This is a genomic window from Rhodospirillum centenum SW (assembly GCF_000016185.1).
Taxonomy (GTDB): Bacteria; Pseudomonadota; Alphaproteobacteria; order Azospirillales; family Azospirillaceae; genus Rhodocista; species Rhodocista centena.
Genome location: NC_011420.2, coordinates 1,303,310 through 1,325,292, shown reverse-complemented (window position 1 = coordinate 1,325,292; position 21,983 = coordinate 1,303,310). Strand labels below are relative to the sequence as shown.

19 protein-coding genes and 2 tRNA genes are annotated in these 21,983 nt (G+C 70.5%); 12 read left to right on the top strand and 9 right to left on the bottom strand.

What is annotated here, in order from left to right:
- Positions 1–205: 205 nt before the first annotated feature.
- The gene (fliN, locus tag RC1_RS06070; RefSeq protein ID WP_012566465.1) at positions 206–517 is read left to right on the top strand and encodes a flagellar motor switch protein FliN; all 312 of its coding nucleotides are present in this window, start codon (positions 206–208) and stop codon (positions 515–517) included.
- 242 nt (positions 518–759) lie between these two features.
- Here the strand turns inward: fliN and RC1_RS06065 are convergent, their stop codons facing one another.
- The 3 genes from RC1_RS06065 to RC1_RS06055 all read right to left on the bottom strand — a co-directional run bounded on the left by RC1_RS06065 (position 760) and on the right by RC1_RS06055 (position 3,208).
- A complete protein-coding gene (locus RC1_RS06065) occupies positions 760–1,458 on the bottom strand; it encodes a Crp/Fnr family transcriptional regulator (RefSeq protein WP_012566464.1) in 699 nt (232 codons plus the stop codon).
- Positions 1,459–1,588: 130 nt separating this feature from the next.
- Complete coding sequence (locus RC1_RS06060; protein WP_012566463.1) at positions 1,589–2,119, bottom strand: isoprenylcysteine carboxyl methyltransferase family protein; 531 nt, start codon at positions 2,117–2,119, stop codon at positions 1,589–1,591.
- Between the two features lie 3 nt (positions 2,120–2,122).
- The gene (locus RC1_RS06055) at positions 2,123–3,208 is read right to left on the bottom strand and encodes a type III polyketide synthase (RefSeq protein ID WP_012566462.1); all 1,086 of its coding nucleotides are present in this window, start codon (positions 3,206–3,208) and stop codon (positions 2,123–2,125) included.
- Positions 3,209–3,408: 200 nt separating this feature from the next.
- On the opposite strand from RC1_RS06055, the gene RC1_RS06050 reads away from it, so the two are divergent.
- The gene (locus tag RC1_RS06050) at positions 3,409–4,164 is read left to right on the top strand and encodes a DUF502 domain-containing protein (RefSeq protein WP_012566461.1); all 756 of its coding nucleotides are present in this window, start codon (positions 3,409–3,411) and stop codon (positions 4,162–4,164) included.
- A 17-nt stretch (positions 4,165–4,181) separates the two neighbouring features.
- Here the strand turns inward: RC1_RS06050 and recG are convergent, their stop codons facing one another.
- Positions 4,182–6,263 (bottom strand): ATP-dependent DNA helicase RecG, encoded by a 2,082-nt coding sequence (recG, locus tag RC1_RS06045; protein WP_012566460.1) that lies wholly within the window; start codon positions 6,261–6,263, stop codon positions 4,182–4,184.
- Positions 6,264–6,366: 103 nt separating this feature from the next.
- A complete protein-coding gene (locus RC1_RS06040; RefSeq protein WP_012565724.1) occupies positions 6,367–7,488 on the bottom strand; it encodes an ISAs1 family transposase in 1,122 nt (373 codons plus the stop codon).
- A 179-nt stretch (positions 7,489–7,667) separates the two neighbouring features.
- Between RC1_RS06040 and RC1_RS06035 the strand changes: the two genes are divergently transcribed.
- Together RC1_RS06035 and mfd are read left to right on the top strand one after the other, a co-directional pair.
- A complete protein-coding gene (locus RC1_RS06035) occupies positions 7,668–7,985 on the top strand; it encodes an FAD assembly factor SdhE (protein ID WP_012566459.1) in 318 nt (105 codons plus the stop codon).
- A 40-nt stretch (positions 7,986–8,025) separates the two neighbouring features.
- A complete protein-coding gene (mfd, locus tag RC1_RS06030) occupies positions 8,026–11,655 on the top strand; it encodes a transcription-repair coupling factor (protein ID WP_012566458.1) in 3,630 nt (1,209 codons plus the stop codon).
- A 4-nt stretch (positions 11,656–11,659) separates the two neighbouring features.
- On the opposite strand, the gene RC1_RS06025 is transcribed toward mfd, so the two are convergent.
- Positions 11,660–12,358: a DsbA family oxidoreductase gene (locus RC1_RS06025; protein ID WP_041785161.1), complete on the bottom strand. Its 699-nt coding sequence runs from the start codon at positions 12,356–12,358 to the stop codon at positions 11,660–11,662.
- A 182-nt stretch (positions 12,359–12,540) separates the two neighbouring features.
- Between RC1_RS06025 and RC1_RS19955 the strand changes: the two genes are divergently transcribed.
- The gene (locus RC1_RS19955) at positions 12,541–12,984 is read left to right on the top strand and encodes a hypothetical protein (protein WP_148213392.1); all 444 of its coding nucleotides are present in this window, start codon (positions 12,541–12,543) and stop codon (positions 12,982–12,984) included.
- A 3-nt stretch (positions 12,985–12,987) separates the two neighbouring features.
- Here RC1_RS19955 and RC1_RS06015 read toward each other — a convergent pair whose 3' ends face one another.
- From RC1_RS06015 to RC1_RS06005, 3 genes are all read right to left on the bottom strand, one after another.
- On the bottom strand, positions 12,988–13,293 hold the full coding sequence (locus RC1_RS06015) for a hypothetical protein (protein WP_012566455.1): 306 nt from the start codon (positions 13,291–13,293) through the stop codon (positions 12,988–12,990).
- 155 nt (positions 13,294–13,448) lie between these two features.
- Entirely contained in the window at positions 13,449–14,858 is a 1,410-nt protein-coding gene (glnA, locus tag RC1_RS06010) for a type I glutamate--ammonia ligase (protein WP_012566454.1), read from the bottom strand.
- A gap of 134 nt (positions 14,859–14,992) precedes the next feature.
- Complete coding sequence (locus RC1_RS06005) at positions 14,993–15,331, bottom strand: P-II family nitrogen regulator (protein WP_012566453.1); 339 nt, start codon at positions 15,329–15,331, stop codon at positions 14,993–14,995.
- Between the two features lie 285 nt (positions 15,332–15,616).
- Between RC1_RS06005 and RC1_RS06000 the strand changes: the two genes are divergently transcribed.
- From RC1_RS06000 to RC1_RS05970, 7 genes are all read left to right on the top strand, one after another.
- Positions 15,617–15,692 (top strand) — tRNA-His (locus tag RC1_RS06000).
- Between the two features lie 87 nt (positions 15,693–15,779).
- Positions 15,780–16,790 (top strand): sodium-dependent bicarbonate transport family permease, encoded by a 1,011-nt coding sequence (locus RC1_RS05995; protein WP_012566452.1) that lies wholly within the window; start codon positions 15,780–15,782, stop codon positions 16,788–16,790.
- A 10-nt stretch (positions 16,791–16,800) separates the two neighbouring features.
- A complete protein-coding gene (locus RC1_RS05990) occupies positions 16,801–17,109 on the top strand; it encodes a P-II family nitrogen regulator (RefSeq protein WP_012566451.1) in 309 nt (102 codons plus the stop codon).
- Between the two features lie 33 nt (positions 17,110–17,142).
- Complete coding sequence (locus RC1_RS05985; protein ID WP_012566450.1) at positions 17,143–18,606, top strand: bifunctional ADP-dependent NAD(P)H-hydrate dehydratase/NAD(P)H-hydrate epimerase; 1,464 nt, start codon at positions 17,143–17,145, stop codon at positions 18,604–18,606.
- Between the two features lie 289 nt (positions 18,607–18,895).
- Positions 18,896–19,177 carry a hypothetical protein gene (locus tag RC1_RS05980; RefSeq protein ID WP_012566449.1) on the top strand — a complete coding sequence of 94 codons (282 nt, stop codon included), beginning with the start codon at positions 18,896–18,898 and terminating at the stop codon, positions 19,175–19,177.
- Between the two features lie 164 nt (positions 19,178–19,341).
- Positions 19,342–21,711, top strand: coding sequence for a transketolase-like TK C-terminal-containing protein (locus RC1_RS05975; protein WP_419760919.1), 2,370 nt, complete (start codon positions 19,342–19,344; stop codon positions 21,709–21,711).
- Between the two features lie 116 nt (positions 21,712–21,827).
- Positions 21,828–21,912: transfer RNA gene (locus RC1_RS05970), tRNA-Leu, on the top strand.
- Positions 21,913–21,983: the final 71 nt, after the last annotated feature.

Here is a 21,983-nt window from a genome sequence, read left to right as displayed (position 1 = left end):
GCCGGCGCCAGCCCGGTCTGTGCCGATGGGGGCAGAACCCGACCGGGAGCGCCGGCCGCAGCGCTCCCGGTCCGCCCGTTCCGCCCCATCATTTCCCCCTCTGAATGCCCCTCTTGCATGGTAGGATGCAGCCTATCCCCGGCGGGCCGGGACCATGTCGGGTCCTGGCGCAGCGGTCCGGAACAGCAGAGGGACTCCACGGATCATGGCGGACCAGGACGACATCGATGCCATGTTCGGCGGTCAGGCGGAGCCGAAGAAGGCGGACTCCGAGCTGCCGGAGATTTCCGCCATCTATGACACGGAGGTGGAGGTCAGCGTCGTCCTCGGCACCTCGACCATCCGTGTGCGCGACCTGCTGAAGCTGGGGCGCGGCGCTATCGTTGAACTCGACCGCAAGATCGACGACCTGTCGGACATCATCGTCTCCGGCCGCATGGTCGGCCGTGGCGAGGTGACGATCGTCGAAGACAAGATCGCCGTCACTTTCCGCGAATTCGCGCGTGTAAGCGGATAGGACAGGCGGACGCTCCCCGGGAAAGGGTCCCTGTCAAAAAAGCTCCTGTCAAAAAAAGATCGCCGGCTGCGGACAGCCGGCGAAGATGAAGGGAGCCTCATAAGGAGGTTGAAGGCTTGACCGTGGCGAAACTGTCACGGTCAAGCTGTCCTCTATATAAACCTCCCGGCCCGGGTTTGAAAGGTCAAAGATGTGTCCGGGGCATCACACCGCCGCCGGGGTTAGACCGGCAGGTATGCGCCCTAATCCCCCCGCACGCCTTCGACCATGTTCTCAAGCTTCCGGAAGTCGAGGATGACCAGATGGTTGCCCCGACGTTCCAGGATTCCGTCGCGGGCCAGGTCGCTGAACACCCGCGCCACCGTTTCCCGCGTCGTGCTGACCCGGCTGGCGATGTCGTTGTGGATCGGGACGGGGGTGATCTCCGCCGTGTTGTCCGGCCGCAGATCCGGCTTCGCCAGCCGCAGCAGTTCCGCATGCACCCGGTTGTTGGCGCCCAGGGTGCTCAGATCCATGATCCGGCCGGTCGCCGAACGGACGATCCGGGCCAGCCGTCGCATCACCAGCAGCGCCACCGCCGGGTGTTGCGTTGCCGTCTCCAGGAACAGCCGCGGCGACATGAAGGCGACCTGCGTCTCCGTCAGCGCCACGATGCTGGCCGAGCGCGGCTCTCCGTCGATGGCGGACAGCTCCCCCAGATAGCCGCCGGCCTCGATGTCGTCGAAGGTGATCTCGCGGCCGGAGAGGGAGTAGTTCACCACCCGCACCCGGCCCTCCACGATGAAGCAGACATCGCGGCTCTCCGACGAGCGGTCGACGATCTGCTCCTGGGCGTGGAAGTGCCGCCAGCTGCACTGGCGCGACAGGGCGACCCGCTCCTCGGGCGTCAGGGATTTCAGCAGCTCAATCCGGTCCAGACCGGCGGGTTGGAAGTCGGTCACGGGTGGGTGCCATCGGGTGGTGGGGCGGCCAAGGTACAATGCCGCGCGCAGGCGGGCAAATTTCCCGGATCGGCCCCCTGCGGGCCTGCCTCCCTGCGGCCCTGACTCCGTGCGGCTGCGGCCTTCGGGCTCAGGTCGCCCGGCCGCTTCCGGTTCCGACCGTGCGCCGCGGCGCCAGCGCCCGCTCTTCCTGCCGGATGCGGTGGAACAGCAGCGCGGCGTTCAGGAAGGAGAAGACGAGCGCGATCTCCCAGGCGCCGAAGGCCAGGGGCAGCACCGCGATCTCTCCCGTCACCACCAGGTAGTTCGGGTGCCGTACATGGCGGAACGGCCCCCGCCGGATCAGCGGCGCGCCGGGCAGGGTGATGATCCGCGTCGTCCAGTACGGCCCCAGGCTCGCCACCACCCAGACACGGCCCGCCTGGAGCAGCACGAACAGCGCCAGCAGCGGCCAGGACACCGGCGCGTCCGCCGGTACCGTCAGGAACAGGGCCGCCAGCCAGCCGCCGTGCAGCAGCACGAACAGGGGATAGTGCCCGGCTCCGGTCTCGACGGCGCCCCGCGCCAGGAGGCGGCGCGTGTTCCGCCGGGCCAGCGCCAGTTCCGCCAGCCGCTGCACGGCGACCAGCAGGAACACCAGATGCGGCAGCCCCACCGTCATCCCTTAAAGCTCCAGCAGGGCCAGCGCCGCTGTGAATCCCGGCCCCAGGGCCGTCATCAGGTGCGGCCCGCGGGCCCCGCCGGCGATCCGCCGCTCCAGCACGAACAGGACGGTGGCGGCCGACATGTTGCCGTAATCGCGCAGCACGCTGCGGGCATCGTCCAGCCCGCCGGTGGCCGGCGCCAGCACCTCTTCCAGCGCCTCCAGCACCTTGGCGCCGCCGGGATGGCAGAGGCTGCCGGCCAGCCGGCGGCGCGACAGGCCCTGCCGGTCCAGGAAGGAATCGACCACCGGGCCGAACCTTTCCCGCACCAGCCGGGGGATGCTCTGTGAGAAGATGACGCCCAGGCCATCGTCCTCGACCCGCCAGCCCATGATGTCCAGCGTGTCCGGCCAGGTATGTTCCGCCCAGCCGACGACCCGGCCCAGGTCGCCGGAACTCCGGCCCCGTGTCGGGCGCCCGCCCGCTTCCGGCGGATCGGCACGCAGCAGTACGGCAGCGGCGCCGTCGCCGAACAGGGCCGTGGCCACGACGTTCGCCTTGCTCAGGTCGCCATGCCGGAAGGACAGCCCGCACAGCTCCACCACCAGGAACAGCACGGTGCGGTCCGGCATGCTGGCGGCCCAGTTGGCCGCCCGCGCCAGCCCCAGCACGCCGCCGGCGCAGCCCAGCCCGAACACGGGCAGCCGCTGTACGTCCGGGCGCAGGCCCAGGCGCTGCATCAGCAGCGCGTCCAGGCTGGGCGTGGCGATCCCGGTGGAGGAGACGGCGACGATGGCGTCCACCGCCCCCGTGTCCAGCCCGGCGCGCTCCAGCGCCGTCCGCGTCGCCGTCTCCAGGACGGCTACGGCGCTTTCCAGATACACGGCGTTGCGGTCCGTCCAGCCCCGCGGCTTTTTGTACCAGTCGATCGGAACGCAGGAATGGCGGGCCTCGATTCCCGCGTTCGTGAAAACGGGGGAGAGCCGGTCGAAATCCCGCAGTCGGCCGGCGAACACCTCCCGCGCGGTATCGCGGGTCAGTTCCTGGGGAAAGCGGTGGGGCGGGGTGGCGGTTGCGACCGCCAGGATCTTCGCGTGTGGCTGCATGGCGTCCGGTCGCGTGCGGGGTGTCACCGGGACAACCCGTGCCGGGTGCGGCCGGTGCCGCGGTCGGTACGGGGTAATCCGTCGGTGCGCCTGCGGACGGGTGTCCCGCCGGAACGGCAGTCATGCGTTTTTCGCGGAAAAAGCCCTACATTAGGAAGGGCCTGGGTCCGGGACGGACCCGAAACAGGAAAGGAGCATCCGTGGACGACCCCGTGGCAGCCTCGCCGACGCCTGAGACCCAGCCGGAAGCGCCGCAGCGCGGCCGTTTCGGCATGAGCCTCGCCGCCCGCCTGCGCGCCTATCTGTTCGCCGGCATCCTGGTGACGGCGCCCATCTCCATCACCTTCTATCTCGCCTGGCTGTTCATCGACGCCATCGACGGGATGGTCACCGGGGTGATCCCCGCCCGCTACAACCCGGAAACCTACATGCCCTTCAGCGTGCCCGGCATCGGGCTGCTGGTGGTGGTGCTGTTCCTGGTGCTGGTGGGCATGTTCGCGGCGGGCTTCATCGGGCGGATGGTGGTGCGCCTGGGCGAATCGATCGTTGCCCGCATGCCGGTGATCCGCGGCGTCTATTCGGCCGTGAAGCAGATCTTCGAGACGGTGCTGGCGAACCAGTCCAATGCCTTCCGCGAGGTCGTGCTGGTCGAGTATCCCCGCCGCGGCATCTGGGCCATCGGCTTCATCACCGGCACGACGGAGGGGGAGATCCAGAACCTCACGGCGGACGAGGTGGTGAACGTCTTCCTGCCGACGACGCCCAACCCCACCTCGGGATTCCTGCTGTTCGTGCCGCGCGGCGATCTGGTCCGGCTGAACATGGGGGTCGAGGACGGGATCAAGATGGTCGTCTCCGGCGGCATCGTCACGCCGCCCGATCCGCGCCCGGCCGAGCAGCAGCGGCGCAAGCTGATCCCGCCCGCGGCGCCCGCGGGCGATCAGGCGGCCGAATAGGGCGCCTCTGCCGTCCCCTATCCTGAGCGCAGATACTTCACCGCCGCATCGCGCTCGAACAGGTAGAGCAGGGTGCGCAGCGCCTCTCCGCGCGGAGACTGAAGCTCCGGGTCGCGCTCCAGGATCAGCCGGGCATCGTCGCGGGCGGCGGTCAGCAGGTCCCCGTGCGCGGCCAGATCGGCCAGCCGGAACTCCGGCAGGCCGGACTGCCGCGTGCCCAGCACCTCGCCGGCGCCGCGGAGCTGGAGGTCCTTCTCCGCGATCAGGAAGCCGTCCTCGCTCTCCTTCATCACGGAAAGCCGCTCCCGTGCCGTCTCCCCCAGCGGCGGATAGTACAGCAGCAGGCAGGAGCTGGCGGCGGCGCCGCGCCCGACCCGGCCGCGGAGCTGGTGGAGCTGGGCGAGGCCGAAGCGTTCCGCATGCTCGATCACCATGATGGTGGCCTCGGGCACGTTGACCCCGACCTCGATCACCGTGGTGGCGACCAGCACGTCAAGGCGTCCTTCCGCGAAGGCCGCCATGGCGGCGTCCTTCTCCGCTCCCTTCATCCGGCCGTGGACCAGCCCGACCCGCTCCCCGAAGCGCTCACGCAGGTCGGCGTGGCGCAGCGTGGCGGCGGCCACATCGACCTGTTCGGACTCCTCCACCAGCGGGCAGACCCAGTAGATGCGCTGGCCGCCGGCGATGGCGCGGGGCAGGGAGGCGATCACCTCCTCCAGCCGCTCGGCGGGCAGCACCACCGTCTTCACCGGCCGGCGGCCGGGCGGCTTCTCCGTCAGGCGGGAGACCTCCATGTCGCCATAGGCCGTCAGCGTCAGGGTGCGCGGGATCGGCGTCGCCGTCATCACCAGCGTGTCCACGCCGCGGCCCTTGGCCGCCAGTTGCAGGCGCTGGTGGACGCCGAACTTGTGCTGTTCGTCGATCACGGCCAGCGCCAGATCGTGGAACGCCACGTCTTCCTGGAAGACGGCGTGGGTGCCGACCAGGATGTGGATGCGCCCGTCGGCCAGCCGGTCCAGCACGGCCTGCCGCGCCTTGCCCTTGTCGCGGCCGGTCAGCACGGCCAGCTCCACGCCCGCCGTGGCACAGAGCGGGGCCAGGCTCTCCGCGTGCTGGCGGGCCAGGATCTCCGTCGGTGCCATCAGCGCCGCCTGGCAGCCGGCCTCCACCGCGTTCAGCATCGCCAGCAGCGCCACGATGGTCTTGCCGCTGCCGACATCGCCCTGGAGCAGCCGCAGCATCCGGCTGTCCGCCGCCATGTCGGCCTGGATCTCCTCCAGCGCCAGCCGCTGCGCCCCGGTCAGCGCATAGGGCAGGGTGGCCAGCACCTTGTCCCGCAGATGCCCGTCGCCCGCCACCGGCCGCCCGGCCAGCCGGCGCTGGTGCCAGCGGACCAGGGCGAGGGCAAGCTGGTTCGCCAGCAGCTCGTCATAGGCCAGCCGGGCGCGCGCCGGCCCGTCCGGGGCGATGTCGTGCTCCCCCTCCGGGTGGTGCAGCGTGCGCAGGGCGGTCAGCCAGTCCGGCCAGCCCTGCCGCTTCAGCCAGGCCGGGTCCTGCCATTCCGGCAGGGCCGGCGCCCGTTGCAGCGCGGCCTGGATGGCCGTGCGCAGGGGCTTGGGGTTCAGCCCGCCGGTCAGGGGATAGACGGGCTCCACCGCGGTCGGCGGCGGCGCATCCTCCGCCGGCCCGAAATAGTCGGGGTGGACGATCTGGAGCTGCCCGTTGAACCGCTCCGCCTTGCCGGAGACGACGACCTTCTGTCCGACCGGCAGGCGCTTCGTCAGCCAGTCCCCCTTGATGTGGAAGAAGACCAGATCCATCAGCCCCGTATGGTCCGTGCAGCGGACCCGGTAGGGGCGGTTGGCCGCCAGCGGCGGGGCGTGCCCGTCCACCCGCACGGTCAGGGTGACGTGCCGGCCCTCGGGTGCCGCCTCGATGCTCTCCACCGCCATACGGTCCAGGATGCCCGCCGGCTTGTGCCAGAGCAGGTCCACCACATGGGGTCCCGCCAGGCGCTCGGCCAGCTTGCCCAGCCGCGGCCCCAGGCCGGGCAGGCTCGTGATCGGGGCGAACAGCGGATAGAGGACGGCGGGGCGCACGGGGGTCCAGCGGGCAGGGGGTGGGGGCAGCCGTCGGGCGGATCACGGGCTATGTGCCACATCGGCCGCCGCTCGGGAAGCCGCGCGGCCGGGCCGGGCACGGCTATCGCATTTGCCCGAGGATGGTTCGGGCATAGTCGTCGGACCATCCGGCGCGTTTTCTGCGGAGGCGGATGGAATCCTGGTTGTTGGCGGAGCGGACGACGTTGAGTGCGAGTTTTCGGAGTGTGGCGAGGTTTTCCGGGCCATGGTCCTTGCGGTTACGGGCGCGGTCTTCGTCGAAGGAGGTGTCGAGCACCCAATGGACGGCGGCCTCGATGCTCCAGTGGGCGCGGACGGCGCGGGCGAGCGTCTTGGGCTCCAGCGCGGCGGAGGAGAGATAGAGGGTTCGGGTGGCGGTAGTGCGGCCGTCGGGGCTCGTGACCGTGCGTTCGACCAGGCCCAGGATCTTCAGGCCCGGCAGTACGGCCTCGTCGGGGAAACGTCGGTCGGAGGCGAGCCAGGCCACGTCGTGGCTTACCCAGTGGCGGCGCACCTCGATACGACCGTGGTCGGCATCGGTGGTGACATGGGGCACGGCCAGAACCGTTGCCGGGTCCGCGAAGTAGCGCTCAACCTCGGCCCGTAGCGCAGGGCGGTTGTCTTTCAGCGGAAAAAGCCAGTCGCCGCCCCGCTCCAGGATGGTCTGCGCCGTCCGCTCCTGCGCGTGCAGAGCGTCACCGGTTACCAGCACACCCTTGAGATCGAACAGTTCCAGCAACGCCCGCGCCGCCACGATCTCGTTCTCGCCCGCGGCCACCGCCCGCTGCCCCACGATCATCCGCGCGCCGGACGCAAACGCGCTCACCACATGTAGAGCCGAACGCCCCGCCGCCCGGTCGAAGGAGCGCCGTAGCGTCTTGCCGTCAATGGCCAGGACCCCGGCCCCATCCTCCCCCAGATGATCAAGGAACTGCTGGAAACAGCGGGAAAACGCCACCGGGTCCAGAAGCCGGAATACCCGTGAAAACGTGTCGTGGCTGGGCAGCCCGCCGGGAAGCTCGAGGAACTCCTCGAACAAGGCCCGCCGGTCCCGCGCGAAGGTCGCAAAGTCCACGCAGCTTTCCGCCCCGCAGATCGACGCCGTCAACGCAATCGTCAGAACATCCAGAAGAGCGTGACGCCGCGCATTCCCTGTCCGCGGATCGGGAAGACCTTGAAACGAAATCCGAAAAATTCCAGCCATCGACCCCTCCCATAAATCAGGGCCGACATACAGAATCCATTTCCCAACACCGCGCTACAAAACTTTCCCTAATGCGATTCCCGTGCCGGGCCGGGGGCCGGCCGCGGGTTCGCGGTGCTGGCATGAGCGGCGCCAGAGGCTATATTCCCGGCCGACCCCGAAGCGACGGACCCGGACCCATGACCCGCGCCGACACGCCCCCCAGTTCCCCGGACGGCCTGCCCCCGGATGGCCCGACCCGGGAGGCCCGCGTCAAGCGGCTGAAGTTCCGCAGCGGCCACCGCGGCACGAAGGAGCTGGACATCCTGTTCGGCGCCTTCGCCGAGCGCCACCTCGACGGCATGGCGGCTGCCGAACTGGACGCCTTCGAGCGCCTGCTGGACCTGCCCGACCTTGAGGTCTACGACTGGATTTCCGGCGCCGCGGAGCCGCCGGCCGGTCCCGTCGGGGCCCTGGTCGCCCGCATCCGCGCCTTCCGCTTCCGGCCGGAAGTCTGATAGGTTCCCCTTCCGTTCCGCTCATGGGTTCCGTGCCGCGATGACTGTCCTCCTGCCCGATCTGAAGCCCGGAACGCCCCGCCGCGTCCTCATCGCCGGGGCGCCGGAGGGGCACGACGCGCGCCTTCTGGCGGGGCTGGCGCGGGCCGCCGGTGCGGCGGGCCTGCTGCATGTGGCGACGGACGATGCCCGCGCCGCCCGGCTGGCGGAGGCGGTGTCCTTCTTCGATCCGGGCATCGAGGTGATCCTCTTCCCGGCCTGGGACTGTCTGCCCTACGACCGGGTGTCGCCGAACGGCGACATCGTGGCCCGCCGCATCGACGCCCTGACCCGGCTCCTGGAACCGGCGGCGAAGGACCGGGCGCTGCTGCTCGTCACCACGGTGAACGCGGCGCTGCACAAGGTCCCGCCGCGGCTGGCCTTCCGCAACGCCAGCTTCCGGGCCAGGGTGGGCGACCGCATCAACCTGCCCGAACTCCAGCGTTTCCTGGCCAACAACGGCTACACGAAGGCGCAGACGGTGCGCGAACCGGGCGAGTTCGCCGTCCGCGGCGGCATCGTCGATCTGTTCCCGCCGGGCACGGCGGAGCCGCTGCGGCTGGACCTGTTCGGCGACGATCTCGACGGCGTCCGTGCCTTCGACCCCATGACCCAGCTCACCACCGAGAAGCGCGACGGCTTCGTGCTGAAGCCGATGTCGGAGGTGTTCCTGGACGAGATGTCGATCTCCCGCTTCCGCACCGGCTACCGCGAGCTGTTCGGGGCGGTGACGGGTGACGACCCGCTGTATGAGGCGGTCAGCGCCGGGCGCAAGTACGCCGGCATGGAGCACTGGCTGCCGCTGTTCCACAGTGGACTGGAGACGCTGTTCGACTACATGCCGGACGCGCCCGTCACCCTCGACCCTCATGTGGAGGAGGCGCGCGACCAGCGGCTGGAACAGGTGCGCGACTTCTTCGAGGCGCGCCGCACCTTGCAGGAGGCGGAGAAGAAATCCGGCAACCCGGTCTACCGGCCGGTGCCGCCGGGCATGACGGTGCTCGATGCGGAAGGCTGGGACCTCCACCTCGCCGTGCGGCCGGTGGCGCAGCTCACCCCCTTCGCCGCGGCGGAGGCCGGGAGCAATCCCGACCTGACGGACGCCGGCGGCCGCAAGGGCCGCGACTTCGCCGATGCCCGCGTCCAGTCCGGCGTCAATGTCTACGACGTGCTGCGCGAGCACGTCGGCGCGCTGCTGGCGGACGGGCGGCGCGTCGTCGTCGCCGGCTACTCCACCGGCGCCCGCGACCGCCTGCGCTCCGTGCTGAAGGAGCACGGCATCGAGCGGGTGAAGGCGGTCGAAAGCTGGGCGGAGGTGGAGGGGCTGCCCCGCACTACCACGGCGCTGGTGGTGCTGGCGCTGGATCACGGCTTCACCGCCCCCGGTCTTGCCGTCATCACCGAACAGGACATCCTGGGCGACCGGCTGGTCCGTGCCGGCGGTCGCAAGAAGCGCCGCGCCGCGAACTTCATCGCCGAGGCGTCCGGCCTCAACCCCGGCGACCTCGTCGTCCACATCGACCACGGCATCGGCCGCTATGACGGGCTGGAGACGCTGGACGTGGGCGGTGCGCCGCACGACTGCCTGCGCCTGGTCTACGAGGGCGGGGACAAGCTCTACGTCCCGGTGGAGAACATCGAGGTCCTGTCCCGCTACGGCTCCGAGGACTCGGCCGGCCAGCTCGACCGGCTGGGCGGTGCGGGCTGGCAGTCGCGCAAGGCCCGGGTCAAGAAGCGGCTGAAGGACATGGCGGCCGCCCTCCTGCGCATCGCGGCCGAGCGGGCCCTGCGCACGGCCCCGCCGGTCGCCGTGCCGGACGGCGCCTGGGACGAGTTCTGCGCCCGCTTCCCCTATGCCGAGACGGACGACCAGCTCCACGCCATCGAGGACGTGCTGGGCGATCTCTCGTCCGGCCGGCCGATGGACCGGCTGGTCTGCGGCGATGTCGGCTTCGGCAAGACGGAGGTGGCCCTGCGCGCCGCCTTCCTGGCGGTGATGAACGGCATGCAGGTGGCGGTGGTGGTGCCGACCACCCTGCTGGCACGCCAGCATTACCGCACCTTCGAGCAGCGTTTCGCCGGGCTGCCGGTGCGGCTGGGCCAGCTCTCCCGCCTCGCCACGGCGAAGGAGACGGCGCAGACCAAGGCCGGGCTGGCCGACGGCACGGTGGACATCGTCGTCGGCACCCATGCGCTGCTGTCGAAGAGCGTGGACTTCAAGCGCCTGGGCATGGTCATCGTGGACGAGGAGCAGCATTTCGGCGTGAAGCAGAAGGAGCGGCTGAAGGAGCTGCGGGCGGACATCCATGTCCTGACCCTGACGGCGACGCCGATCCCGCGCACGCTCCAGCTCGCCCTGTCCGGGGTGCGCGAGCTGTCGCTGATCGCCACGCCGCCGGTGGACCGGCTCGCGGTGCGGACCTTCGTGCTGCCCTACGACCCGGTGGTGATCCGCGAGGCGATCCTGCGCGAGCACTACCGTGGCGGCCAGAGCTTCTATGTCTGCCCCCGCATCGAGGATCTGGAGCGGGTCCGCCTCCAGCTTGAGGAGCTGGTTCCGGAGGTCAAGGTGGTGGTGGCCCACGGCCAGATGCCGGCCAGCCAGCTTGAGGAGGTGATGACCGCCTTCGACGAGCACAAGTACGACGTGCTGCTGGCCACCAACATCATCGAGAGCGGCCTCGACATCCCTTCGGCCAATACGCTGGTGGTCCACCGCGCCGACCTGTTCGGCCTCGCCCAGCTCTACCAGGTGCGCGGGCGCGTCGGCCGGGCCAAGGTGCGCGGTTACGCCTACCTGACCTACCAGCCGCGGACCGTGCTGTCGGCCACGGCGCAGCAGCGCCTGCATGTGATCGAGACGCTGGACAGCCTCGGTGCCGGCTTCCAGCTCGCCAGCCACGACATGGACATCCGCGGCGCCGGCAACCTGCTGGGCGAGGAGCAGTCCGGCCATATCCGCGAGGTCGGCGTCGAACTCTACCAGCAGATGCTGGAGGAGGCGGTGGCCGACGCCCGCAGCGGCCGCGGGGCCGAGCAGGCGGCGGAGGATTCCTGGTCGCCGCAGATCAATCTGGGCATGCCGGTGCTGATCCCGGAGAGCTATGTGCCGGACCTGAATGTCCGGCTGACGCTCTACCGCCGCGTCTCCGACCTGACCGACCGGCAGGAGATCGACGCCTTCGCGGCCGAACTGATCGACCGCTTCGGCCCGCTCCCGGAGGAGGTGGACAATCTCCTGCGGCTGGTCGAGATCAAGCGGCTCTGCAAGGAGGCCGGCGTGGCGAACCTCGACGCCGGTCCCAAGGGCGCCGTCGTCGGTTTCCGCAACAACAGCTTCCGCAATCCGGCGCGGCTGGTGGATTTCATGCAGAAGCAGGCCGGCACGGCGAAGCTGCGGCCCGATCACAAGCTGGTTCTGCTGCGCCCCTGGGACAGCCCGGAAAGCCGCATGGCCGGCGTCCGCCAGCTCATGCTCAGCCTCGCCCAGATGGCGGCGGGGGAGGCCCTGACGGAGCCGCTGGCCCCGCCGCCGCCTCCACCCCCGCCGCCGCCCGCGCCGAAGGCGCCGGCGCGCAAGGCCATCGTGATGGGCAGGAACACGGCTCCCTGGCGGCCGCGGGGGCGCTGACGCCTCAGCCCGTCAGCCCCAGGGTCCTGCCATCCGTCGCCATTCCGCCGGTCGCGGGGCTGGAGGCGGCCGGGCCGGCATCCACGGCGGCAAGGTCCAGCAGCGGCAGCAGGGCCGCCGGTTCCTGCGCGCCGGCCAGCCCGTACTGTCGGTTGAAGACGAAGCAGGGGACCGCCTGGATGCCCAGTGACCGGGCCCGGGCGTCGCTGGCAGACACGGCCGCCGTGTCCTCGCCCGCTTCCAGGTGGCGCGCCACGGTCGTGCGGTCCATGCCGCAGGCCCCGGCGACGGCGATCAGGACGCCGCGGTTGCCGATGTCCATGCCGTCCACGAAGTAGGCGCGGAACAGGGCCTTCGCCACCTGCACCGCCCGGCCGTAGCGTTCGGCCAGCAGCACCAGGGCATGCGCCTCCAGGGTGGAGGGGGTGCGGCGGATGCGGCCGAGATGCAGCGGCAGCCCGTCCTGCGCCGCCGCCTGTTCGACCGCCGCGAAGAGCTGCCGCGCCCGCTCCAGGCTGCCGAAGCGGTGGGCGAGGTAGAAGAAGCGGTCCATGCCGCCGGCCGGCATGTCGGGATTGAGCTGGAAGGGCAGCCAGCGCGTCTCGGCCCGCAGGCCCGGCCGCTGGGCCAGCGCCAGGTCCAGGCGGTGCCAGCCGAGATAGCACCAGGGGCAGATCAGGTCGGAGAAGATTTCGATCAGCATGGACACTCCCGCCGACCAGCCTATCCGATGTGCCGTCGCCTGACGAGATCCCCGCCGATGCCGCTCCGGCAGCAGGAAGCCCGGCGGGAAGCCGGAGTACCTTTTCCGTTCCGCGGGTTCCGTGTTTCCGCTACCCTTGGCGGCGGACGCAGAGGATGGCGGCAGGGCCGGAGGGCGGGACGATGTCCGAAACCTACGTGACGCTGAAGATCCGTGAGGCGCTGACGGCGGCGCAGGGCAACCGTGCCCAGGCCCAGCGCGTGCTGATGTCCTGGGCGCTGGAGGACGACCAGTTGCTCCGGGGTCTCTGCCGCCCCTTCCTGAAGGCCATCGCCGGCAGCGCCATCGAGCGGGTGGCCCGCGTCGGGTCCGTCCCGGCGCCGCGCCCCTCGGCCACCGGCAGCCGTGCTCCGGCCCCGGGCAAGGGCGGCCGCGCGCTCACCCCGCAGATGCTGGACGCCATCATTTCGCGCATGGGCGGCGGCCAGCCGGCCCCGGCACCGCAGAGCATGCGGGACGTGCTGCGCCGTCCGGCCGCCGCGGCGGACACCCCCGGTCAGGACGACGATCCCCGGCAGGCCGAATCCCTGAAGGCGCTGGCGGCCGCCTTCCGCGACCGGCGCTGATCCTCAGCGCATGACGGTGCAGGAGCGGCCGCGGCACTGCACCAGGACGAAGCGGTCCTTCATGCCGGTACAGGCGATCTTGTAGACCGTCTCGTCGGCGCGGCCGGTGACCTGCCGCAGCGTCTCTACCTTGCCCGGCGGACAGTTGGCGTTGCGCGCCGCGTCCTTGGCCTCGGCCTGCTGCGCCTGGGCGGGACGGGCGGCTCCGGCCAGGGCGACCGCGACGACGACGGCCACGGCAGGGGCGGCGCGGGCGGGGGCAGAGCGGGCAGGGGCAGAGCGGGCAGGGGAAAGCTTGATCGGCATCATGCCCCGATTGTCGGGCCGGCCCCGTGGCGATGCAAGCGACAGCCGCGGGGCGGCGTCCGCAGCCGCGGCCCTTCGTCCGGCGCATGAAAAAGGGCCGCCCGTCGCCGGGCGGCCCTCAACAGGCCGGGGAAAGGGGGTTCTCCCGGCCCTTGGCATCACACCGAGTAGTACATCTTGTACTCGATCGGGTGCGGCGAGGTCTCGAACGCCAGGGTCTCCTCCATCTTCAGGTCGATGTAGCCGTTGATGAAGTCGTCCGTGAAGACGTCGCCCTTCTTCAGGAACTCGCGGTCGGCATCCAGGCTGTCCAGCGCCTCGCGCAGGCCGCGGCAGACGGTCGGAACCTCCTTCAGCTCCTCCGGCGGCAGGTCGTAGAGGTTCTTGTCCATCGCGTCGCCCGGATGGATCTTGTTCTGGATGCCGTCCAGGCCGGCCATCAGCATGGCGGCGAAGGCCAGGTACGGGTTGGCCGCCGGATCCGGGAAGCGGACCTCGACGCGCTTGCCCTTCGGGCTGGTCACGTAGGGGATGCGGCAGGAGGCCGAGCGGTTGCGCGAGGAGTAGGCCAGCAGCACCGGCGCCTCGTAGCCCGGGACCAGACGCTTGTAGCTGTTGGTCGTCGGGTTGGTGAAGGCGTTCAGGGCGCGGGCGTGCTTGATGATGCCGCCGATGTAGTAGAGCGCGGTGTCGGACAGGTCGGCATAGCCCGACCCGGCGAACATCGGCTTGCCGTCCTTCCAGATCGACTGGTGGCAGTGCATGCCCGAACCGTTGTCGCCGAAGACCGGCTTCGGCATGAAGGTCGCCGTCTTGCCGTAGGCGTGCGCCACGTTGTGGACGACGTACTTGTAGAGCTGCATGCCGTCGGCCATCTTCACGAGCGTGCCGAACTTGACGCCCAGCTCGTGCTGCGAGGCCGCGACCTCGTGGTGGTGCTTCTCGACCTCGACGCCCATGTCGGCGAGCACGCTCAGCATCTCGGCGCGCAGGTCCTGGCCGGCATCGACCGGCGGCACCGGGAAGTAGCCGCCCTTCACCGCCGGGCGGTGGGCGAGGTTGCCGCCCTCATAGGCCTTGCCCGAGGTGTAGGGGCCTTCCTCGCTGTCGAACTCGTACATCACCCGGTTCATCGAGACGTCGAACTTGACGTCGTCGAACACGAAGAACTCGGCCTCCGGGCCGAAATAGGCCGTATCGCCGATGCCGGTCGAGGCCATGTAGCGCTCGGCGGCCTTGGCGATGGAGCGCGGGTCGCGCTTGTAGGGCAGGCCGGTTGAGGGCTCGTAGACGTCGCAGAAGACCGTCAGCAGCGGCTGGGCCGAGAACGGGTCCATGACGGCCGTGGAGACATCCGGCATCAGGGTCATGTCCGACTCGTTGATCGCCTTCCAGCCGGCGATCGAGGAGCCGTCGAACATCACACCGTCGGCGAACATGTCCTCGTCGACCGTGCTCACGTGCTGGGCGGTGTGTTGCAGCTTGCCGCGCGGATCGGTGAAGCGGAAGTCGACGTACTTGACGTCGTGCTCCTTGATCAGGTCGAAGACTTTGCTGAGATCGGACATAGCCTCAATTCCGTTCGTTTGCGGTTGGTTGGCCGGTGGCTTGCTTTCCCCCGGCGGAGTCCGGCGTCACTGCGACGCGGCCGGCCGTCGGAGCGTGGCGCGGGCGGCCCAGGCCTCCGCCGCGCCGAATCGGTTCAGATGGCGTCGGAGCCGCGTTCGCCGGTGCGGATGCGGATGACCTCCTCGACGGGGGTGACGAAGATCTTGCCGTCCCCGATGCGCCCGGTGTGCGCCGCCTGCTGGATCGCCTCGATGGCGCGGTCCACCAGCACGTCGTCCATCACGATCTCGATCTTCACCTTGGGCAGGAAATCGACGACGTATTCGGCGCCGCGATAAAGCTCCGTGTGGCCCTTCTGGCGGCCGAATCCCTTCGCTTCGGTCACGGTGATGCCCTTGATCCCGACCTCGTGCAGGGCTTCCTTAACCTCATCGAGCTTGAAGGGCTTTATGATGGCTTCGATCTTCTTCATCGGGTCCTGAAGCTCCGTTTGCGGCCGGCACCCCGCGGATGCGGCACGTCCGATCCGTTAGCATGCATCATGCCACCCGGACTTGTCAGGCCCAACGGCATATCGGCATCGGGAACCTTCCTCGGCTGCCGCGAAATGAAGCAGGCGCATGCCCATAAAATGGGCAATTGGGCGCCATGACGGCAGTGCCCCCTGGTATCCTGCCCTGGTCGCGGTCTCTGCGATTTTTCGTAACCGGGGCCTTGACGCCGGGGGGGCGACTGGGGCATAGAGCGGCCTCCGACGGCGATGGTAGCTCAGTTGGTAGAGCCCTCGGTTGTGGTCCGAGTGGTCGTGGGTTCGAGTCCCATCCATCGCCCCATCCCCCTTCTTCCCCTCAACCTCCAACGACCGCGGTTTCCCCGGACGGGCCCGTGCGCCGGAGGGGAAGGCTGCGCCGGGGACTGGCATGTCGGACCTCATCCAGCTTGGACTGACCAATCTGATCTCGCCGATGGTGCTCAGCTTCGCGCTGGGTTTCGCTGCGGCGGTGGCGCGCTCTGACCTCGACATTCCCGAGGCCGTGGGGCGTGCCCTGGCGATCTATCTGATGTTCGCCATCGGCTTCAAAGGCGGCGCAGCCCTGGCCGCCAACGGGGCGGGCGGGGGCGTCGTCGCCGCCATGCTCGCGGCCCTGCTGCTCAGCGCAGCGCTGCCCTTCCTGGCCTACGCGCTGCTGCGCGCCCTGACCCGCATCGGCCCGGTGGATGCCGGCGCCGTGGCGGCGCATTACGGGTCCATCAGCATCGTCACCTTCGTCACCGGCAGCCAGTTCGTCACCGGACAGGGAATCGGCTACGAAGGCTACCTCGTGGCCATGATGGCGTTGATGGAGACACCGGCCATCGTCAGCGGCCTGTTCCTCGCCCGCCGTGCCCTGGCACGCCAGGGCGGAACGGTGCCCGGGGCCGCCCGCAAGGACGCTTTCCTGTCGCAGGAGCTGCTGCGCGAGATCCTGCTGAACGCCAGCGTCGTGGTGCTGGTCGGCGGATTCCTGATCGGCTGGGCCACCGGCGAGCGCGGCATGCTCATGGTGAAGCCTTTCGTGGCGGACATCTTCAACGGCGTGCTCTGCCTGTTCCTGCTGGACATGGGACTGGTGGCCGCGCGCCAGCTCCGCAGCGTCAAGGCCCTGTCGGCGCCGCTGCTGGCCTTCGGCCTCTACATGCCGCTCCTGGGGGCGGCGGCGGGGCTGGGGACGGCCTGGCTGCTGGGCCTGTCGCTGGGCGGGGCCACGCTGCTGGCGGTGCTGACGGCCAGTGCCTCCTACATCGCGGTGCCGGCGGCCATGCGGCTGGCCCTGCCGCAGGCGAATCCGGCCGTCTATGTCACGCTGTCGCTCGTGATAACCTTCCCCTTCAACGTGGTCGTGGGCATTCCGCTCTACTTCGCGGCGGCCCGCGCTCTGGGCTTCGTCTGAGGAGGCCAGCATGGAAACGCATCGGCGCAAGCGGGTGGAGATCGTCGTCGAGCGGGCGCGGGCGCCCACCATCCTGGGTCGCATCCGCGAGCTGGGGGCGACCGGCTATACCCTGATCCCCGACGTGTCCGGCCAGGGCCACCGGGGGATGATGGGCGGCGGGGAGGTGTTCGACACCTACCGCACCGTCATGATCCTGGTGATCGCGCATGAGGACCTCGCCCGCACCCTGCTGGCAGAGATACACGCTCTGCTGGAGAACTACACCGGCATCGTCTATCTTTCGGATGTGGAAGTGGTCCGCGCCGACCACTTCTGAACGTCCGGTCCGGGACAGGTCAGGAGCGCTGCCATGGCGGACGAACTGCTGACCGTGGCGGAGATGGGCCGGGCCGACCGGGCGGCGATGGCCGCCGGGGTGCCCGGACCCGTCCTGATGGAGCGGGCGGGCGCGGCGGTGGCCGCGGCTGCGCTGGCCCGCTGGTCGCCCTGTCCGGTCGCCGTTCTCTGCGGTCCCGGGAACAATGGCGGTGACGGATTCGTGGCGGCCCACCTCCTGGCGGAGCGGGGCTGGCCTGTCCGGCTGGCCCTGCTGGGGGAGGTCGCGGCGCTCCGGGGGGACGCGGCATGGGCGGCGTCGGGCTGGACGGCTCCGGTGGAGCGGCTGGAGACCGGCGTGCTCGACGGGGCGGGGCTGGTGATCGACGCCCTGTTCGGCGCCGGCCTCTCGCGCCCGCTGGACGGTCCCGCAGCCGACATTGTGGGGGAGATCGGGCGCCGCGCCCTGCCGCTGCTGGCGGTGGACGTGCCCAGCGGGGTCCGCGGCGACGATGGTGCCGTGCTGGGCTGTGCGCCGCGGGCGGACCTGACCGTCACCTTCCACCGCCGCAAGCCGGCGCATGTGCTGCTGCCCGGCCGGCTCCTCTGCGGCGAGGTGGTGCTGGCGGACATCGGCATTCCCGACGGCGTGGTGGAGGCGATCGCCCCGCGCACCTGGGAGAACGGCCCCCGGCTCTGGGGCGCACGCTATCCCTGGCCGCGGCCGGAGGGGCACAAGTACAGCCGCGGCCATGCCCTGGTGCTGGGCGGCGCCGTCATGACCGGGGCCGCCCGGCTGGCGGCGCGGGCCGCGCTGCGGGCCGGGGCCGGGCTGGTCACCATCGCCGCCCCGCCGGAGACGGTGACGCTCTACGCCCTTTCCCTGCCGTCGGCCATCGTGCTGCCCGCCCCCGACGGGGCGGCGTTCGAGGCGCTGCTGGACGATCCGCGGCGTAACGCCGTCCTGCTCGGTCCCGGGGCCGGTCCGGGCGAGGCGCTGGCGACCCGCGTGCTGGCGGCGCTGGCCCGCGACCGCAGCGGCGTGCTGGACGCGGACGTCTTCACCAGTTTCGCCGGCGGACTGGAGCCCTTGGCCCTGCGGCTGCACGACCGCTGGGTGCTGACCCCGCACGACGGCGAATTCGTCCGCCTGTTCGGCCCCCTGCCGGGCAGCCGGCTGGATCGCGCCCGTGCCGCCGCGCGCGCCTGTGGCGCCGTCGTGCTGCTGAAGGGGGCGGACACGGTGGTGGCGCATCCGGACGGCCGCGCCGCCGTCACCACCAACGCGCCGCCCGATCTGGCGACGGCCGGCAGCGGCGACGTGCTGGCCGGGCTGATCGTGGGGCTGCTGGCGCAGGGCATGGACGGGTTCGACGCCGCCTGTGCCGGGGCCTGGCTGCACGGGGAAGCCGGCCGCGCCGTCGGCCCCGGCCTGATCGCCGAGGATCTGCCGGAGGCGCTGCCTGCGGTGCTGCGCCGGCTGAAGGCCGACGCCTGAGTGGCCCCGCGGCATCCGGTCCTCGCCCCGTCCGGCCACGCAACAACGGGCAGGAAGCCGTTGCGCAGTGTTGCGCATCCTGTGGATGACTTCCCCGCGGCCAGCCCGTCCGGGGCTGGCGCACCCCGTTGCCCGAATCCACACTCTGGACTAGGGTTTGATCATGACATGGTTAACCCTCTTGGCAGGGGGTGACCGTGCCGGGACCGCTGAGCGGCCCGCGCCGGGTCCGCCGGCGTGGGAGGATCGCGGCACGGACCACCCGCATGACGGGCGGGAAGGGGGCGACATGCTGGCCGGGATCGACCTGCCGGATGAAGATGCGGATGAGGACAGGGCACCGGACACCGCCGGGGGCGATCCGGCAGCCCTGACAGGCCGGCTGTTCCGGCGGGTGCTGGGGGATGACGTATCCGAGATGGCGCAGGTGGTCGCGGTGACCGACGATCCGATGGGGCGGCCGCATGTGCGGGTGGTGGTCTGGACCCTGGGCCGTGGCGACGCCTGCGCGCATGAGATCCGCACCATGGCCCTCTCCAGCTTCCTCGCCCAGTTCGACGCCAGCCCGTGAGCCCGGCCGTTCCGGTGTGTCGCCGGCGCCCGCGCTCTTCAGGGATGATGCGCACCCCGTCACCGCTGTTCCGCAGGAAGGGCCGGCGCTCTATATAGTCGGGACCCGTGCGGCGGTCGCCCGCCGGCGCGGGGTCCGGAGACGCCTGGCCCGAAAGACGCCTCATGCCTGACACGACGATGTTCACCCCTGCCGGCAGCGTGGCCGGCGCCGACCGCCGCCTGCGGATGCTGCGCGCGCTGGAGAAGAAGGTGCTGTGGCTCAGCACCTGGATGATCCACAACGCGAACCATCTCCGCCCCAGCCGCGACGGGCTGAAGGTCGGCGGGCATCAGGCGTCCTCGGCCTCGGTCGCCACCATCCTGACCGCGCTCTATTTCGACGTGCTGCGGCCGCAGGACCGGGTGGCGGTGAAGCCGCACGCGAGCCCCGTCTTCCACGCCATCCAGTACCTGCTGGGCCGGCAGCAGCGGGAGAAGCTGGAAGCGTTCCGCGCCCTCGGCGGGGCGCAGAGCTATCCCTCGCGCACCAAGGACACGGCGGACGTGGACTTCTCCACCGGCTCGGTCGGCCTGGGTGTCGCCGGCACCGCCTTCGCCTCCCTGGTGCAGGACTATGTCCGCCTGAAGGGACTCAGCCGCCAGCCGGAAGGCCGCATGATCGCCATCGTCGGCGATGCCGAGCTGGATGAGGGCAACGTCTTCGAGGCGATGCTGGAGGGCTGGAAGCACGACCTGCGGAACACCTGGTGGATCATCGACTACAACCGCCAGAGCCTGGACAGCATCGTCTCCGACAAGCTCTGGGTTCCGATCGAGGGCATGTTCCGCTCGCTCGGCTGGAACGTCGTGATCCTGAAGTACGGCAAGAAGCTCCAGGCCGCGTTCGAGCGGCCGGGTGGTGATGCCCTGCGCGACTGGATCGACAACTGCCCGAACCAGCTCTATTCGGCCCTGACCTTCAAGGGCGGGGCCGCGTGGCGCGAGGTGCTGAAGCGTGACCTGGGGGAGGTCGCGGGCATCCGCGCGCTGCTGGACGCGCATGACGACGATGCCCTGGCCGATCTCATGACCAATCTGGCGGGCCACGACCTGCCGACCCTGCTGGAGGCGTTCCACGGGGTGGAGGGGGAGCGGCCGGCCTGCTTCATCGCCTACACGGTGAAGGGCCGCGGCCTGCCCTTCGCGGGGCACAAGGACAACCATTCCGGCCTGATGAACCCGGATCAGGTCGCCGCCTTCAAGGCGCGCTGCGCCGTGCCGGACGGGCAGGAGTGGGACCGCTTCGCCGGCCTCGACGTTCCCGCGGCGGAGCTGGAGGAGTTCCTGCGGGAGGTGCCCTTCGTCTCCGGCGGGGAGCGCCGCCTCTCGGCGCCTGCGGTGCCGGTCCCCGACGGTTTCGCCGTACCGCAGGGGGCGCGGCAATCCACGCAGGAGGGATTCGGCCGCATCCTGGGGGAGATCGCCAAGGACTCGGGCGATCTGGCGGCGCGCATCGTCACCACCTCGCCCGATGTCACCGTCTCCACCAACCTGGGCGCCTGGGTCAACCGGCGCGGCCTGTTCGACCGCACCCTGCGGGAGGACATCTTCAAGGAGCAGAAGGTCGTCTCCGCCCAGCGCTGGCAGGGCAGCCCGGACGGCCAGCACATCGAGCTGGGCATCGCCGAGCACAACCTCTTCCTCATGCTCGGCGCGCTCGGTCTCAGCCACGACCTGTTCGGGACGCGGCTGCTGCCGATCGGCACGCTCTACGACCCGTTCGTGAAGCGCGGACTGGATGCCTTCAACTATGCGCTCTACCAGGATGCCCGCTTCATGGTGGTGGCGACGCCCAGCGGCATCTCCCTGGCGCCGGAGGGCGGGGCGCACCAGTCCATCGCCACGCCCCTGATCGGCATGGGCCTGCCGAAGCTCGCCAGCTTCGAGCCGGCCTATGTGGACGAACTGGCCGCCATCCTGGCCTGGGGCTTCCGCTGGATGCAGCAGCCCGACGGCGGCTCGGTCTATCTCCGTCTCTCCACCCGCCAGCTCGACCAGCCGGTGCGGACCCTGGACGCGCCCCTGCGCGACGCGGTGATCGAGGGCGGCTACTGGCTGCGCGAGCCGGCGCCGGACGCGGACCTGGCCATCGTCTGCTCCGGCGTCGTCATGCCGGAGGCGCTGGCGGCGTTCGAGCAGATCCGGGAGGACGTGCCCGGCGCCGGCCTGCTGGCCGTCACCTCGGCCGACCGGCTGCACCAGGGCTGGACCGCCGCCCGGGCCGCCCGCCAGGCGGGGGAGGCAGATGCGCAGAGCCCGGCCGACCGGCTGCTCTCCCGGCTGCCGCGGCGGGCCGGGCTGGTCACCGTGCTGGACGGACATCCGGCGGCACTGTCCTGGCTGGGGGCCGTCCGCGGCCACCGGGTGGCGGCGCTGGGGGTGGAGGGATTCGGCCAGTCCGCCGACATTCCGGACCTCTACCGGGTACACGGGCTGGATGCGGATGCCATCCTGGATGCTGCGGCCCAGGTGCTGCTGGACCGGAAGGATTAGTCGCCGCGGGCCGCGGCTTGCGCCGAGAAATTCCTGTTTACGGGCCGGACCGGGTGCTATAGACCCATCCGGCCCGAAAGGGGACGGGCGTTTCCGCGCGCCCCTTCCGTATCGGCGCGGGCGTGGCGGAACTGGTAGACGCGCTGGATTTAGGTTCCAGTGTCGAAAGACGTGTGGGTTCAAGTCCCTCCGCCCGCACCAGAGATGAGACCGCAACCCACCGCGCCCCGACGCGCGGGGAGCCACCGGCCGCGCTCGGCGGCTGAGGCGAG